This window comes from Sorangium sp. So ce363 (genome assembly GCF_051520435.1).
GTDB lineage: Bacteria > Myxococcota_A > Polyangia > Polyangiales > Polyangiaceae > Sorangium > Sorangium cellulosum_B.
This window is the reverse complement of record NZ_CP150333.1, coordinates 8921805-8937144: the sequence shown is the minus strand read 5'-3', so window position 1 is coordinate 8937144 and position 15340 is coordinate 8921805. Positions and strand designations below refer to the sequence as shown.

The 15340-nt window shown below is 73.0% G+C and carries 12 protein-coding genes; 2 read left to right on the top strand and 10 right to left on the bottom strand.

Features of this window, described 5'->3' with window-relative positions; all coding sequences use genetic code 11:
• Positions 1–3 precede the first annotated feature (3 nt).
• From WMF12_RS33655 to WMF12_RS33615, 9 genes are all read right to left on the bottom strand, one after another.
• The gene (locus tag WMF12_RS33655) at positions 4–852 is read right to left on the bottom strand and encodes a hypothetical protein (RefSeq protein ID WP_437852016.1); all 849 of its coding nucleotides are present in this window, start codon (positions 850–852) and stop codon (positions 4–6) included.
• The gene (locus WMF12_RS33650; RefSeq protein WP_437852014.1) at positions 837–2780 is read right to left on the bottom strand and encodes a BatD family protein; all 1944 of its coding nucleotides are present in this window, start codon (positions 2778–2780) and stop codon (positions 837–839) included. Before WMF12_RS33650 ends, WMF12_RS33655 begins: the two co-directional genes overlap by 16 nt.
• The gene (locus tag WMF12_RS33645; RefSeq protein WP_437852011.1) at positions 2777–3844 is read right to left on the bottom strand and encodes a tetratricopeptide repeat protein; all 1068 of its coding nucleotides are present in this window, start codon (positions 3842–3844) and stop codon (positions 2777–2779) included. Before WMF12_RS33645 ends, WMF12_RS33650 begins: the two co-directional genes overlap by 4 nt.
• Positions 3831–4985, bottom strand: a complete 1155-nt coding sequence (locus WMF12_RS33640) for a vWA domain-containing protein (protein ID WP_437852009.1) — start codon at positions 4983–4985, stop codon at positions 3831–3833. The genes WMF12_RS33645 and WMF12_RS33640 overlap by 14 nt, the downstream gene beginning before the upstream one ends.
• Positions 4982–6127, bottom strand: coding sequence for a VWA domain-containing protein (locus tag WMF12_RS33635; RefSeq protein WP_437852007.1), 1146 nt, complete (start codon positions 6125–6127; stop codon positions 4982–4984). Before WMF12_RS33635 ends, WMF12_RS33640 begins: the two co-directional genes overlap by 4 nt.
• Positions 6124–7365: a hypothetical protein gene (locus tag WMF12_RS33630; RefSeq protein ID WP_437852006.1), complete on the bottom strand. Its 1242-nt coding sequence runs from the start codon at positions 7363–7365 to the stop codon at positions 6124–6126. Before WMF12_RS33630 ends, WMF12_RS33635 begins: the two co-directional genes overlap by 4 nt.
• Positions 7362–8270 carry a DUF58 domain-containing protein gene (locus tag WMF12_RS33625; RefSeq protein WP_437852004.1) on the bottom strand — a complete coding sequence of 303 codons (909 nt, stop codon included), beginning with the start codon at positions 8268–8270 and terminating at the stop codon, positions 7362–7364. Before WMF12_RS33625 ends, WMF12_RS33630 begins: the two co-directional genes overlap by 4 nt.
• A complete protein-coding gene (locus WMF12_RS33620; protein ID WP_437740752.1) occupies positions 8267–9253 on the bottom strand; it encodes an AAA family ATPase in 987 nt (328 codons plus the stop codon). Before WMF12_RS33620 ends, WMF12_RS33625 begins: the two co-directional genes overlap by 4 nt.
• 105 nt (positions 9254–9358) lie before the next feature.
• Positions 9359–10705 carry a serine/threonine-protein kinase gene (locus tag WMF12_RS33615; RefSeq protein WP_437852002.1) on the bottom strand — a complete coding sequence of 449 codons (1347 nt, stop codon included), beginning with the start codon at positions 10703–10705 and terminating at the stop codon, positions 9359–9361.
• A 223-nt stretch (positions 10706–10928) separates the two neighbouring features.
• On the opposite strand from WMF12_RS33615, the gene WMF12_RS33610 reads away from it, so the two are divergent.
• Together WMF12_RS33610 and WMF12_RS33605 are read left to right on the top strand one after the other, a co-directional pair.
• On the top strand, positions 10929–12041 hold the full coding sequence (locus WMF12_RS33610) for a hypothetical protein (protein ID WP_437852000.1): 1113 nt from the start codon (positions 10929–10931) through the stop codon (positions 12039–12041).
• Entirely contained in the window at positions 12038–13726 is a 1689-nt protein-coding gene (locus tag WMF12_RS33605) for a hypothetical protein (RefSeq protein ID WP_437851998.1), read from the top strand. Before WMF12_RS33610 ends, WMF12_RS33605 begins: the two co-directional genes overlap by 4 nt.
• An 18-nt stretch (positions 13727–13744) precedes the next feature.
• On the opposite strand, the gene WMF12_RS33600 is transcribed toward WMF12_RS33605, so the two are convergent.
• On the bottom strand, positions 13745–15310 hold the full coding sequence (locus tag WMF12_RS33600; RefSeq protein ID WP_437851996.1) for a dipeptidyl-peptidase 3 family protein: 1566 nt from the start codon (positions 15308–15310) through the stop codon (positions 13745–13747).
• Positions 15311–15340 lie beyond the last annotated feature (30 nt).

The window sequence follows — 15340 nt, the reverse complement described above, 5'->3', positions numbered from 1 at the left end:
GGCTCATGGAGCGAGCAACCGGATGCTCGACGCCGGAACCCAGCCCTCGGTGGCGCCCCAGCGGACCTCCGCGAGCCCGCCCGATCTCCTGCCGACCTCGACCGACGCACCCTCGGGGATCGCGCTCTGCTCCGCGCGGGGCAGCGCGCGCCCGTCCTCGTCGAGGAGCCGGACCTCGGGGACCACCACGACGCCAGCCCGGGTCGTGAGGCGGAGGTGCCGCGCCGCATAGGTGAGCGGCACCAGCGCGAGCAGCGCGACGAGCGCCGTCGGCGCAAGGACGCTGCCCGCGACGTGCGCAGGACCGGCAGGGCGGCGCCGCAGGACCACGCCCAGGGCGAGGAGCAGCGACGCGAGGAGCGCGGCCGCCGCCCAGGTGCGCTCCGAGGCGAGGCCGACGATGACCCGGCCGAGCGTCGGGCGCACGTCGACCGCATCCGTGGCGCGGCGCGAGCGCCGGCGGGTGAGCTCGGCGCGCACGAGATCCAGCGCGCGATCGGCGTCGGCGTCGCCCGGGCGGAGCCGCAGCGCCTCCTCGAACGCGGCCGCCGCCCGGCCGAGGTCTCCCGGGCGATCCGCGCCCTCGCGGACGCGCGTGACGTAGGCGAGCCCGCGGTTGTAGCTGGCGTCCGGGTGCACGAAGCCGCGGTCGGCGAGCAGCTCGAACGTGTCGATCGCCGCGCCGTACTCGCCGCGGCCGAGCGCGGCCGTGCCCTCCTGGAACAGCACCTCCGGGGGCTCCGCCGGCTGCGCGCGCGCCTCGCTCGACGGCAGCGCCGACGCGAGGCTTCCGGCGAGGAGGAGCGCGCCGGCGAGGAGGCGCCTGCGGCGGCCGTTCACGCGGGCTTCCATCGCGCGAGCTCGGTCACGACGGCGCGGCTCTGCTCGACGAGCGCCGCGGCGGCGGCGCCGCCGCCCTCCTGCGCGGTCGGCTCGAACCGGATCGCCTCGCACGCGGCCAGCGCCTCGCAAGCGCGCGACGAGAGCGGCCCGGGGACGCCGCGCCGGCCGAGCTCGCCCGGGAGCTCCGCGAGCAAGACGCCCCGCGAGCGGAGGCCCGTCGCGGACTCGATCGCCCGGTGCACCGCGCGCTCGATCGCCGCGGCCGTCGCCCCGAGATCCCCCTGCGCGGCCGCCTCCTCCGCTTCGCGCTGGGCGAGCGCCGCGAGCCGGGCGGGCGAGGTCGCGCCCGCCGCGCGGCGATCGCGCGCCCGGCGCAGGAGCCGATCGCCCGCGCCGAACAGCGTGACGGCGAGCGGCGGCGCGGCCAGGAGCAGCCAGAACGGCGCGCCGTCGAGGGGCAGCGTCGCGGGCGGGGCGTGCGGGCCGAGCGACGTGCGGAGCCCCGGCATGCCGGCGAACGGCTCGCCCCGGCCAGCGCTGTCGCCCTCGGCGCGAGGCGCCCTGGACGGCGGCCCGGACGACGCCGGAGGGGCCACCGGGCTGACCTGGACGACGCCGAGCTCGGCGCGCTCGACCACGTAGCGCTTCTGCGCTGGATCCCAGTAGGGGAGCTCGACCTTCCCGAGATCGACCGCGCCGCTCTCCTGGATCCGGACGACGTAGCCGAACGATCGGGTGCCGCCGATCGCGCCGCCGCGCGGCTCGATTGCGTCGCGCTTCTCCGGGTCGAGCCACTCGAGCCCGGTCCGCTCCGGCACCCGGAGCGACTGGGGGAAGTTGCCGGTGCCCGCGATCTGCACGGTCACGGCCACCGAGCCGCCGTGCTCGATCTGGCGCGGCTGCACCGTCGCCTTGAGCGTGAACTGACCGACGTCGCCGACGACATAGCCGGACGGGCGGCCGGCGAGGGGCGGCTCCGTGACCTTCACGACGACGTCGTTCGATTCACGCAGCACGCGCGCGCCGATCCGGCGCCCGGTGATGCGCGTCTGCATGCTGCCCGTGTGCAGCTCGCCCGTCTTCAGCGGGAACAGCGCCAGCTTGTCGACGAGGCGGGCCGCGTAGCGGTGCCCGCCGACCCGCGTGTACACGGGGCGCTCGTTGCGGGGGTCCTCGAGGAGCGGGTGGCGAAGGAAGTCCGCGGCGGGCGCTGCGCGGGGCTCGGTCATCTCGGCGTTCTCGCGGAAGTACAGGTAGAACGAGACCGTGACCTGCTCGCCGACCACCGCGGCCGTCTTGTCGGGGATGGCGCGAAGGAACACCACCGGGTCCGGCTCGCGCGGTATCGCCAGCTCTGTCGCCTCGGGCTCGGGCTCGTCCTGGGTCGCCTCGTCGTCGAAGAGGCCGCCCGAGCCGCCGAACGGCCACGGAAAGCCATGCAGCGGGCCGCCGGGCAACAGGAACGGGTTGCTCGGCCGGCGAGGCCGCCCGCTCGCCGGCGCGACCTTGATCATGATCGGAGCCGCCGGCAGGCGCCTGCCGTTCCACGAGATCGTCGGCCCCGGGATGGTGTAGCGGCCGGGCTTGTTCGCGACGAGCTGCCACGTCGCGCTGATGCCCAGCTGCGTGATCATGACGCCGCCCCCGAGCTGGGTCTTCATCTGCGTCCCGATGCTCGGGCCGGAGACGATGGAGAGGTCGGGCGGGACACGCAGCTCCGGATCGGAGGGCATGCCGGCGCCGCGCTCGACCAGCGCCTTCACCTCGACCGTGAACGGCTCGCCGACCTCGACGTCGGTGGAGCTCGCGCGCGCCGAGAGCTCCGGCTGCTGCTGGGCGCGCGCGCGGAGCGGGGTGATCAACGCGAGCAACGCCACGAGCAGCGCGGTCGCGAGCGGCGCAAGGCGCGGGGGGGCGAGCGCGAGCGGGCGCGTCACTTGTCCTCCATGCCGCGGCCGCGCCGCATACCGGCCTTGTTCTTCGCTTCCTGCTCCTGGTACGTCGGCGCCTCCTCGAGCTGGTCGAGGATGCGATCGTCCTGCCGACCGGTCTGCGGCGGCTCCTGGGGCTGCTCGCGGGGTGGCTCGGGTTGCTCGGGTGAGCCGGCGTCGGGCGTCTGGTCCTGCGGGTCAGCGTCAGGGCTCTGATCCTGGTCGCCGCCGTCGTTGCCCGCGTCCTGGTCACCGCCGTCGTTGCCCGCGTCCTGGTCGCCGCCGTCGTCGCCCGCGTCGGGCTCGGCGTCGGGCTCGGCGTCCGGCGGCGCGTCGGGCTCGGCGTCCGGCGGCGCATCGGGCTCGGCGTCCGGCGGCGCGGCGTCCTTCTGGTCCTCGATACGCCGCAGGGCGATCGCCCGGTTCCAGGCCGCGTCCCGGCCGACGCCGTCGCCGCCGGCCTCCTCGAGGACCCCGGGGATGATGGCCAGCGCCTGGTCGTAATACGTCACGGCGTCCTCGTACTTGCGCCGCAAGAACTCGAGGTTGCCCGAGAGATAGCGGGCCCGCGCGCGCAGGTCGGCCGGCACGCTCGGATCGGCCCCGATCGACTTCAGGAGGACCAGCGCGCAGTCGATCTCGATCCCGCGCAGCGCGTCGCGCTGCTCCTGCTCCGGCCCGCCGTCCGCGAGCTCCTCGTCGCCGAACCGATGACCGTAGCGCTCGGCCAGATGGAACAGCGTCAGCCCGAGATCGAACGAGCCGTTCGGCTTCTGGCGCACGGAGTCCGGCAGCCCGATGCCTGCGTCGCTGCACGGCCCCGTCCCCAGGTAGCTCTCGAGGGCCTGCTCGGCAGACTCGAGGTTGCCCGCGTCGAGATCGCGGATCGCCTGGTCGACCGCCGGCGCGTTCCGCTCGAACGGGGACGTCGGATCCCACCCGCTGCACCCGGTCGCCGCCGAGAACGCGGCCCCGGTGAGGCACGCGGCGGCGAGCCCGATCGCGATCCAGCGCCCGCGGCGCGCGAAGAACCCGGCGAGATCCACGCGCTTGCGATCACGACGCGGCATGCGGCCCTCCCGCGTTGCCCCCGGAAGCCTGCCCCGCTCCCGCCGCGAGGTCCGCGCCGAGCGGGCGCCCCTTCAGCAACGCGGCGCGCTTCGGCGCGGCCTCGGGGCGCGTCGCCACGAAGCGACGGCGCGGAGCATCCTTGAGGAACACCTCGGCGATGAGGAGCAGGATCGCGAGGCCGAGCGGGTAGAAGTAGACGTCCGCGTAGACCGTCTCGACCCGCTCCGAGAGCTCGCTCTTCATCTGCCGCCTGAGCTCCGCGGCGATCGTCTCGATGCCCGTGGTCCCCTTCTCCGCGCGGATGATCTGCCCGCCCGGCGTCGCCTGCGCGATCGACGCGAGCTGCTGCTCGCCCGACAGCGACAGCTCGGTCGTGAGCGGCTTGCCCTGGCGATCCGTCCGCCACCCGACGATGCGGCCGTCCTGGCCGATCTCCGGGATCGGCTCCGGCGTGCGCCCGCCGATCTGAACGACGTGGATCGTCGTGCCCTGGGCGCCGATCGCCTGGGCGACGCTCAGCGGGTAGCCCTCGAGGTCCTCGCCGTCCGTGACGAGCAGGATGATCCGCTTGTGCTCGGCGGACTTCGGGTCGCGCTTCAGGAGCTCGTTCGCCTGGTCGAGCGCGCGCGCGATCGCCGTGCCGCCGATCGGCATGTCGTTCGGGTCGAGCTGGCGGAAGAACTGCGCGATCGCCGCGCCGTCGGCGGTCAGCGGGAAGCCCATCGGCTCGCCGGCGAACGCGACCGCGCCGAAGCGCGCGCCCTCGAGATCCTTGATGAGGCGGGCGACCTCGACCTTCGCCCGGAAGATGCGGGACGGCTCGACGTCGCGCGCGTACATGCTCTTCGAGTAGTCGAGCACGATCACCACGTCGACGTTGGTCGCCGGCACGAGCCGCGTGCCTTTGCCGTACTGGGGGCGCGCCGCGGCCACGAACGCGAGCGCCGTCGCGAGCACGAGCAGCACGCCCTTCCAGGCGCGGCGCTTCGCCGGATCGGCGGTGGTGAGCGCCTTCACGCGATCCTCGTCGCCGAAGCGCTTGATGGCGCGCGCCACGCCGAAGCCGCCCAGGATGAGCAGGAGGCCGATCAGCGCGGCGAACGCCGTCCCGAGCAGGAACCAGGGGGCCGCAAAGTTCACGGGAACCTCCGGAGCAGCCAGGCGCGCAGGAGCGCGTCGAGCCCGATCAGGAACACCCCGGGCAGGAGCAGGAACGGGAAGAGATCCTCGTACGCGGCGCTCGACGCCTCGAAGCGGGTCTTCTCCAGCCGGTCGAGCACGTCGTGCATGCTGTCCGCGAGCGCCTTCGCGTCGGTCGCCACGTACGACGCGCCGCCGGTCTTCTGCGCGATCTCCTGGAGCAGCGCGGGGTTCACCGGGAAGCGGTGGCGCACGTAGCGCGGCTGCCCGAAGAGATCGATGCCGTCCTCGACCTCGACCTCGTCGTCGGTGCCGATCTGGATCGTGTAGACCTTCGCGCCGAGCGAGGTCGCGAGGTGGGTCGCGTACTCGGGGGAGATGGCCCCGGCGTTGGAGTCGCCGTCGGTCAGGAGGATGACGACCTTCGACTGCGCGTCGCTCCTGCGCAGGCGGGCGACCGCGGTGCCGAGCGCGTCGCCGATCGCCGTCGCGCTGCCGTCGATCACGTTGAGCGTCATCTGCGAGACCATCTGCGTCAGCAGGTGGTAGTCGAGCGTCGGCGGCGACAGCACGTAGGCGGCCTTGCCGAAGACGACGACGCCGAGGCGATCGGTCCTCCTGCGGCTGATGAAGTCCTGGAGGACGAGCTTGGCCGTGTCGAGCCGGGTCAGCCGCTTGCCGCGCGGCAGCTTCGGCTGGCCGGGTAGATCGCTCGCCCGCGCATCCAGGATCGCGCGCATCGAGCCCGACAGGTCGAGCGCCACGACGATGTCGATGCCCTTGTCGTCCGAGCGCTGCTCGCGGAGCACGCTGACCGGCCGCCCCATCGCGAGGACGAGCAGCGCGAGCGCCACGGCGCGCAGCACGCCCGGCAGGTCGCGCAGGTGGCTGCGCAGGCCGCGCGGCCCGCGCGCGAGCGGCGCGACCGTGCCGAGCCGGAGCCGCGGCCTGCGCGCGTCCTCCGCGAAGATGCCCCAGTACCAGACGACGGGCACCGCGATGAGCGCGAGCAAGAACCACGGGTTCTGCCAGCTCGCGGAGGACCAGGCGTCGCGGCGCGCGAGGTAGGGGTACACGCAGGCGAGCGCGGCGACGACGAGCGTCGCGATGAGGGCAAGCGATGCGCGCTTCGTGCGGCTCAAGGCGCCTCCTCTGGCGCCCGGGACGGGCGAGCGGGCGGCTGCTGCCCGCCGGCGGGCGAGCTCCGGGGGCCGGCGCCGTCGCCGGGACGCACCGCCGGCGGGGTCGTGCGGTGCACGATGCTCTCGCCGTCGTCGAGCGCCGTGAGGCAGTCGGCCTCGCTCGGCTGGAGGCGCGCGAACTTCACGAGGTCGCAGTCGGCGAGGAACCGCGCGATCTGCGGCAGCACCGGCACGGGCGGGCGCACCCGCGCGAGCAGGTCCCGCATCTCGTCGCTCGTCGTCTCGAGGCCGTCGAAGCCGTACCGCGCGCCGAGGTACTTGCGCACGCAGTCGCTCACGCGGTCGAAGTACTCACCGGTCCGCCCCTCGCCGAGCAGGTCGGAGCGCCGGAGCGCCTCGAGCTCCTCGAGCGCGGCGATCCACGGCAGCTTGGGCGGCGGCGCGGCCACCACGCGGGGCCGGCGCAGCCAGCGCCGGACCAGCCAGGCGACGAGCAGCCCGAGCGCCGCGCCGATGAGGATGCCGGCCGTGAGCTGCTTCGCGAGCACCCACTCCTCCCGCTGCGGCCGCGGCGGCGGGTTCGGCTTGACCTTGGGATCCCGCTCGTTGGCGATCGGGTCCTCGATCACGATCTCGTGCGGCCGGGTGCAGACGGTGACGAGCTCCCCGCTCGCGCGGGACACGGCGATCGGCACCGGCGGCAGCAGGAGGGCGCTCCTCCCGGGCTCCTTGGGCAGCGGGACGAACGGGATGACGAGCTTGGTCGTGGCGCCGTCGTCGGTCGCCGTCGTCGTGCTGGTCGGCCCCGCGCCCGCGTCGGCCTCCGGCAGGACGAACCCCGCCTTCTGGATCGCGCGCGCGGCGTCGCTGTCGCCCTGGACCTTGAAGCCCTCCGGCAGCACCGTCTCGCCCTTGCCGTGCGTGACCGTGATCTCGAGGTGGGCCGCGTACCCGCTGAACCCGTTCTTCGGGAACGTCTCCTCGATCCGGGGGCGCGTCGCGCCGGGCGGCACGTGCTCCGCGCACGAGGCCCACACGCTCTCGCCGCGCTCCGTGGCTGCCGGGGCCGGAGGCGGCGGTGGCGGCGGCGGGGTGTCGTCAGCGGCGGGCCCTCCGGCGCCGCCGGCGTCCGGCTGCGATCGTGCCGGCGACGCGCACGCGAGCGCCGCCGCCAGCGCGGCCCACGCGAGCGGGCTCGCGCCGCGCGCGGCGTGGACCGCGGAGCGACGCGTCCTCATCGCCTGAGCCTCCGCGCCCGCTTGGCGAACAGGTCGCGCAGCGGGCTCACGAAGCTCTCGCCGGTCTTCACCACCACGGCGTCGAGCGCGAGCTTCTTGAACAGCTTGTCGCGGTCGCTCCGGAGCTTGCGCATCGCGGTGCGGTAGTGGTCGCGCACCGCCCGGTCGCCGGTGTCCACCACGACCTCTTCCCCGGTCTCCAGGTCCTCGAACGTCGCGAGCCCGACGTCGGGCAGCTCCTCGTCGCGCGGGTCGACCAGCATCACCGGGATCACGTCGTGCTTGGCGCTCGCGAGCGAGAGCGAGCGCTCGAAGCCGGAGGCGAAGAAGTCGCTGATCACGAAGGCCACGCTCCTCCGCTTGGCGACCTTCACGAGCGTCTCGAGCGCGAGCTTCAGGTTCGTCCCCGTGTACTTCGGCTCGTGCCCGAGGATCTCCCGGATGACGCGCATCACGTGCTTGTCCCCCTTCTTCGGCGGGACGAGCTTCTCGATGGCCTCGGTCGCGAGCACGAGGCCCACGCGATCGTTGTTCTTGATGGCGCTGAAGGAGCAGAGCGCGGCGATCTCGGCGGCGACGCGCGCCTTCGACGCGCGCCGCGTGCCGAACTGCTCGCTCTGCGAGGCGTCGACGACCAGCATGACGGTCATCTCCCGCTCCTCGACGAACACCTTCACGAACGGCTCGCTCATGCGGGCCGAGACGTTCCAGTCGATCCAGCGCACGTCGTCGCCGGGCAGGTAGGCGCGCACCTCGCGGAACGAGAGCCCTTGCCCCTTGAAGACGGACGAGTACGTCCCGGAGAGCTGCTCGTTGGCGAGCCGTCGCGTCCGGATCTCGATGCGCCGGAGCTGCTTCAGGAGCTCCGGCGGCAGCGGGTTCTTCGAGCCGGAGGCCTTGATCACGGCACCTCGACCACCTCGAACACGCGCCGGACGATCTGCTCGGACGTGACCTCCTCGGCCTCCGCCTCGTAGGTCAGGACGACCCGGTGCCGGAGCACGTCGGGGCCGATCGCCTTCACGTCCTCCGGCGTGACGTAGCCCCGGTGGCGCAGGAAGGCGTGCGCGCGCGCCGCCAGCGCCAGCGCGATCGAGGCGCGCGGGCTCGCCCCGTACTCGATGAGGCTGCTCAGCTCCCGCATCCCCTTCTGCCCGGGCTCGCGCGTCGCGAAGACCACGTCCACGATGTAGTCCTTCACGCGATCGTCCATGTACACGTCGCGCACGACCTTGCGCGCGGACACGAGCTCCTCGGGGGTCGTCACCTTCGCGGCCTTGCCCTCGATCACGGCCGTCGTGCGGTCGATGATCTGCCGCTCCTCGGCCCGCGCGGGGTACCCGACCTTGACCATGAGCATGAACCTGTCGACCTGCGCCTCCGGGAGGCGGTAGGTCCCCTCCTGCTCGATCGGGTTCTGGGTCGCCATGACCACGAACGGACTCGGCAGCGGGTAGGTCGTGTCGCCGATCGTGACCTGCCGCTCCTGCATCGCCTCGAGGAGCGCGCTCTGCACCTTCGCCGGGGCGCGGTTGATCTCGTCGGCGAGCACGAGGTTCGCGAAGATCGGGCCCAGCTTCGAGGTGAAGTCGCCCTTCTGGTGGTTGTAGATGACGGTGCCGATGAGGTCGGCGGGCAGCAGATCCGGCGTGAACTGGATCCGCGAGAACTTCGCGTGGATGGCGTCGCAGAGCGTCCGCACCGTGAGCGTCTTGGCGAGGCCCGGGACGCCCTCGAGGAGGACGTGTCCCCCGGTGAGCAGCCCGATGAGGATGCGCTCGATCATGTACGTCTGGCCGACGATGACCTTGCCGACCTCGTTCAGCAGGGTGTCGATGAAGGCGCTCTCTTTGGCGACCAGCTCGTTCAGGGCGCGTACGTCGTGCATAACGGGTGGGAGCTCATAGCAAGCCCGGCCGCCCGAGGACAACCGGCGCCGATCGAATATTCCTCGGCGCGAGGCGGGGCCGCGGCGCGCGCCCTGCGGCGCGCGCTAGAAGCCGGGCTCGCGGAATTTGGCGCGCCCGGTCTCGGCAGGCGATCGGGAGCGAGGCGGGCTCGCGCTCGCGGCGGGGGTGGAGGACGGCGGCGCCGCGGGCGCGGTGGACGGGGCCGGTTCTGACACGCGCGCGGGCTCCGGGGCGCGCGGCTCGGCGGTGGCGACCCCCGGGCGCGGCTCCACCGTGACGGCCGGCGCCGCGGGCACCGCGACGGGCGGCGCGCCGGGGCCCTCCCCGAGGCCGATCCACAGGAGCGTCGCCGCCCCGAGCAGCGCGCCCGAGGCGACGAGCGCCGCCGCGGTGGCGATCGTCCGGGCGCGGCGGCGCGGGTCCAGGCGCGAGGGGGTGCGCCCCCGCGCCCGGCCCTCCGCGGCGCGCAGGGCGTCCTTGATCAGCGCCGTGCGACGCGAGGTGCGCGCGGCGAGCGCGTTGCGGATGTACCCCGTGACCTCGCCAGGGCGGCTGCCGAGGGCGGCGTCCACTGCCTCGAGCGCGTCCGCGAGCTCGGCCATCGTCGCGAAGCGCTCGGCCGGATCCTTGGCGAGCGCGCGCATCACCGCCGCCTCGAGCGCGGGGGGGTACCCGGGGACGAGGGGGCCCGGCGGATCGACCGGCTCGGGCCGCGCGATGCGCGCCATCGTCGCGAGGTCGTGGCTGGCGGCGAACGGGTGCGTGCCCGTCGTCAGCTGATAGAGCACGATCCCGAGCGCGAAGACGTCGGACCGTCGGTCCAGCTGCTCGCTATAGACCTGCTCGGGCGCCATGAAGAGGATCTTGCCCTTCATGTGCCCGGTGTTGGTCGTCGGGTTGTCCACCTGCGCCATGGCCTTGGCCACGCCGAAATCCGCGATTTTGACCGAGCCGTCCCGCGTGATCAGGATGTTGTGCGGCGAGACGTCCCGGTGAACGAGCCCGACCAGCGCGCCGCCGTCGTCCCGTAGCTCGTGGGCCGCATGCAGCCCACGCGCCGCCTCGATCGCGATCCTCACCGCGACGGGCAGGGGGAGCGGGCTGCCCTGCTTGCGGGTGCTGCCGCCGAGCAGCGCCACGAGCGCGTCGCCGTCGATCCACTCCATCACGAAGTAGAGCACCCCGCTCTGCTCACCTTGATCCAGGATCGCGCACACATTGGGGTGCTTGATCCGGGAGGCGATGCGCGACTCCGTGAGGAACATGCGCTTGCAGCGCGGATCGCTGGAGAGCGCCGGCAGCATCGTCTTGACTGCCACGATCTTGTCGCCCGCCGCCCCGCCGCGCTCTCGGGCCGCCCACACCGTCCCCATTCCGCCCTGCGCGATGGCGATCAGCAGCTCATAGCGGCCGAGAAGCTGGCCTGGCACAAGATCGACGGGCGCTATCACAGCTCGTACCTGCGACTCCTGTGTCGTCGTGAGTCCGACCATGCTGAAGCTCTCACCGACAGTGGGAGAGCGTTCCAGGCGGGTCGTGCAAGAGCGTTCCAGGATCGGACGCTAATCTCAAACAATTTTCCAGTTGTCGAGGATCGGTCGGCGTGAGTACGGTTAGACTGCCTCTATCGCTTGGTGATGGAAGGAGGCGTGGGTGAAGCATCGGATCCCCATCGGCGGAGTGGTATTCTTCGCCCTGGTCGGCGTCGGTCCGGCTGCGTTCGCCGAGCCTTCCCCGGAGGACGCCAGCCGCGCGCCGCCGGCCGCGGTCGCGAGCGACACTGCGGCTCTCGCTGCGGCCCACAAGCCGAGCGCCGCGGAGCTCGCGTCCGCGCGGCACCTCTTCGCGCTCGGCCTCGCCGCGGAGGACGGCGGCCGGTGGGCAGAGGCGCTGGAGACGTACGAACGCATCAGCAAGATCGTCGTGTCCCCACCTCTCTGGTATCACCTCGGCGTCTGTCACGAGGCGCTCGGCCACGTCGTCGAGGCGCTCAACGCATTTGAGCTTGCTGCGTCCGGCGCGACCGCGCGGAACGAGATCGCGCTCGCCAGGGAGTCGCGGGCACGACTAGAGAAGCTTCGCGTGAAGACGTCGCAGATCGTCCTGCAGCTGCCCGAGGACGCGACCGGCGTGCGCGTCGAGATCGATGGTGAGCCCATCCACGCAGCGCTCGTCGGCGCGGCCATCCTCGTGAGCCCCGGGGCGCGGCGGGTCGTGGTGGCGGCCGAGAACTATGCGGCGCGGTTCGAGGCGACGGTGCAGGCCGAGACGGGCGCGGTCGTCGAGCTGCGGGCCGAGCTCGGCCGCAAGCGCTCGCTCGCGGTCCTGCGGTCGAGCGCGCCCGCGCGCCAGGCGCTGCCCAGCGCGCCCGCGCCCGGCCCGCGCATCTCGCCGGTGGTCGTCGTGGGGACGGCGGCCGCGCTCGCCGCCGGCGCCGTGGTCACGGGCGCCATGGCGTACGACGTGCGGCACAGCTTCCTGAAGAAGAACGAGAACCCTGCCCCGGGCTCGCTGGGCGAGCGGCAGGCGCTGCACGATCGCGGGCAAGCGCTCGCCGTCACGAGCACGGTGCTCACCGGGGCCGCCGTCATCGCGGGCGGCTTCGCCGCCTACCTCTTCTGGCCCTCGTCCTCCTCGCCCGTGGCTCCTCCGGACGCCGCCGGGCGGCGGCTTGCGCCCGCGGCGCCGCGCGCCCCCCGCCCGACGGCGCTCTCGCCATGGGTCGGCGCGCACGGCGCCGGGGTCGCCGTGCGGGGAGTGCTGTGAGCGGCGCACCTCGCCCCGGAGCGGGCGTCGTCGCCGCGCTCGCCCTCGCCTGCGCCGGCCTCGGCGCGTGCGCCTTCATCGCGCCGTTCCCCGACGTCGCGGCGGATCCCGTGCCGGTGGGCGCGGGGGGAGGCGGCGGCGGCGGGGCGGGCGGTGGCGGCGAGGTTCAGGAGATCTGCGTTCCCCTCACCGAGGCGGCCTGCTACGCGGGGCCGCAGGGCACGCAGGGCGTCGGCCTCTGCGTCGCCGGCGTCGCCGCGTGCAATGACGACGGGACGGACGTCGGCGCCTGCGTCGGCCAGGTGCTGCCCGCGTTCGAGAGCTGCGCCACGCCCGAGGACGAGAACTGCGACGGGCGAGCGTGCACGGGCGACCCCGTGCACAGCGTCGCGCTCGGCGGGGCCGGCGCTCAGCAGGGCCTGGGCATCGCCGCCTCCGCCGACGCCGTCGTGGTGGTCGGCTCGGCGTCGGGCAGCACCGATCTCGGCGCGGGCCCGTCGGACGAGCTGGGCGCGCTCGGCGAGCCGGACGCTTTCCTCGTCTCGTTCTCCCGCGACGCCTCCACGCGCGAGGGGCGGTTCCGGTTCGGCCGCCGCTTCGCGGACAGCGTCGCCCGGGCGGTCGCGCTCGCGCCGGGGGGCGACGTGGTGCTCGCGGGCAGCGCGGCCGGCGACGTCGATTTCGGCGGCGGCGTGCTCGAGGGCGCCGGCCGCCGCGCCGACGTCGTCGTGGCGCGGTTCGACGCGACCGGGGCGCACCAGTTCAGCCGGCGGTTCGGCGACGACGCCACGCAACACGCGGCGGCGATCGCCGTGGACCAGGCGGGGAACGCCTTCATCACCGGCGAGTTCTCGGGCACGCTCGACTTCGGCGAGGGCCGCCGGGGCGAGCGGTTCACGCTGGAGAGCCACGGCAGGAGCGATGCGTTCCTGGTCAAGCTCGACGCCGCCGGCCACGTCGACTGGGCCAAGCGGTTCGGCGGCCAGGGAGATCAGGCCGGTACCGGCGTCGCCGTCGACGGCGACGGCGACATCGTCGTCGTCGGCTGGTTCAGCGGGGAGGTCGATTTCGGGGGCGAGAGGCCGCTCACCACCGACGCCAAGACCAACCTGTTCGTCGCGAAGCTCGACCCCTCGGGCGATCACGTCTGGAGCAAGGCGGCCGACGCGACCAACGCGGCCGAGGCGCTCGGCGTGGCCGTCGATGGAGCGGGCAACATCCTCGTGACCGGCTCGTTCCGGAGAGCGATCTCCCTCGGCGAGTCGCTGCTCACGAGCAATGGAGACAAGGACGTCTTCCTCATCCGTCTGGACGACAACGGCGTCCTGCAGTGGTGCGAGGACTTCGGCGACGACGCCGACCAGGAGGGCGCCTCCGTAGCGGTCGATCTCGCGGGCAACATCCTCCTCACCGGCTCCTTCCTGGGGAACCTGGACGTCGGAACGGAGGCGCACTCGGCCACGGGCGCCGCAGACGTGTTCGTGGCGAAGCTCGACCCTGCCAGCAACCCGATCTGGTTGCGCTCGTTCGGCGACTCGGGCGAGCAGCGCGGCGCCGCCGTCGCCGTCGATCTGCTCGGCGATGGCTGGGTGACCGGCCGCTTCGACGGCGTCCTCGATCGCGGCGCAGCCACGGCCGTGAGCCAGGGCGCCGGCGACGCGTTCCTCGTGCAGATCGGGCCGTGAGCGCCGCTCGCCGGCGGCTCACTCGCCGGCGAGCGGGTAGATCGGCCGGATGTCGATCGGGATCCCCTCGAGGCCGCCGAGCGCGTGCTGCATCGGCTCCGAGACCTCTCCGTATCTGGCGAGGAACTCGCCGGCGGCCTGCCTGTCGCCGCGGTGCTGCACCATGCAGAGATCGCGGACGAGGCGGGTGATGGCGGCCTCGAGCTCCTCGGCGTCGACGGTGAAGCGCCGTGTCGCCGGGTCGAAGCGGGCGGCGCGCTCCTCGAGGAACCGGTTGATCTGGAGCGCGGCCCCCTTGCCGTGCGCCTCGGCCACGCCGAATCGGGTGCTCCTGAAGAGCCCTGCGAAATAGGAGATGAGGAGCTTTCCCCTGAAATCGGCCGCGAAGTGGCCTCGCTGGATCATGAAGAGGACGTTGTAAGCGCCCATCACATCGGCCTTGGCCTCCTCCAGGGCGGAGTACGTCGGGCCGAGCGCGATCCGCACCTCGACCCGCTCCCCGCTCACGGTCGTGAACGCAGGGCCGAGGCTGTGCGAGAGCTCGTGGAAGAGCGTCTCGTTGAAGAACGCGTCGGAGGACAGGTGATCGAGCTGCGCCGGGTCGAGGATGCGCTCGGCGATAGGGCGCATGATCAGCTCGAACTTCGTCTCGATGACGTTGCGGAGCAGGACCTTCTTGGCCCCCTTCTCGGCGCGGACGCGCTCGTCGTTCGGCAGGTTGAACGCGATCGTCTGGACCGATTTGCGGGCGTCGCCGGCGCTGAACACGAGGTCGACGACCTGGATGGGGCTCTCCCCGCCGCGCGCCGTCTTCACGTCCTCGGGGACAGGCAGGTTGCGCTCCATCTCCGGGAGGAGCTCCTTGTACTTCGAGAGCTTCCGGGAAGCGTCGGGGTCGCTCACCGTGACGAACGACTCGAACGAGGCCTTGAGGCCGAGGAGCTCGTCCTCGTAGGTCTCGTAAGGGCCGATGGTCACCTCGACGCGGCTGTCGAGGTCCATCCAATCCTTGTCGGATGCATAGTAGTCGTCGGAGCGGAACGCAGCGGCCCGGGACCTCAGAAACCGCCTTAGGCTCTCGCTCGCGGTGAGCGCCGCGGCCTCCTCGAGGAGCGCGCCGGCGGGGCCGAGCCACGCCGCGTAGGCCTGGCTGTACGGCACGGCGACGAGCCGGCCCTGGTCCCGGCGGATGAGCGTGAACAGGCTGTTGAAGGCCTCCTTGTCGCCCGGGTGCTGCTCGACCCACGCGTTGAGCTCGTCGGCCGAGAGATCCTCCGGGTAGAAGCCAGCGCCAGGAGGATGGGGCCTGTCGATGGCGAAGGGGCGGTGGTGATCCTGCCTGTCCCAAGGGCCGCGCATGATGTCGAAGTAGGCGAGCCTGTCCCGCCCCTCCGGGGTGCCGTCCGCGACGAGCTTCTCGCGGAGCTCCGGGTTCCCGGCGTAGGCCTGCCGATCGAACACGGGATCGAGCTGCCGCGAAGCCTCGATGAGCTTGCCGAGCGCTCTCCTCTCCGGCTCGGGCAGATCGTCGATGTCCGCGGTGAGCCTGGCCGGCGCGAACTGCTTGACCTTCTCGGACAACATCGGGACCTCCTTATCTCATGATACCTTATC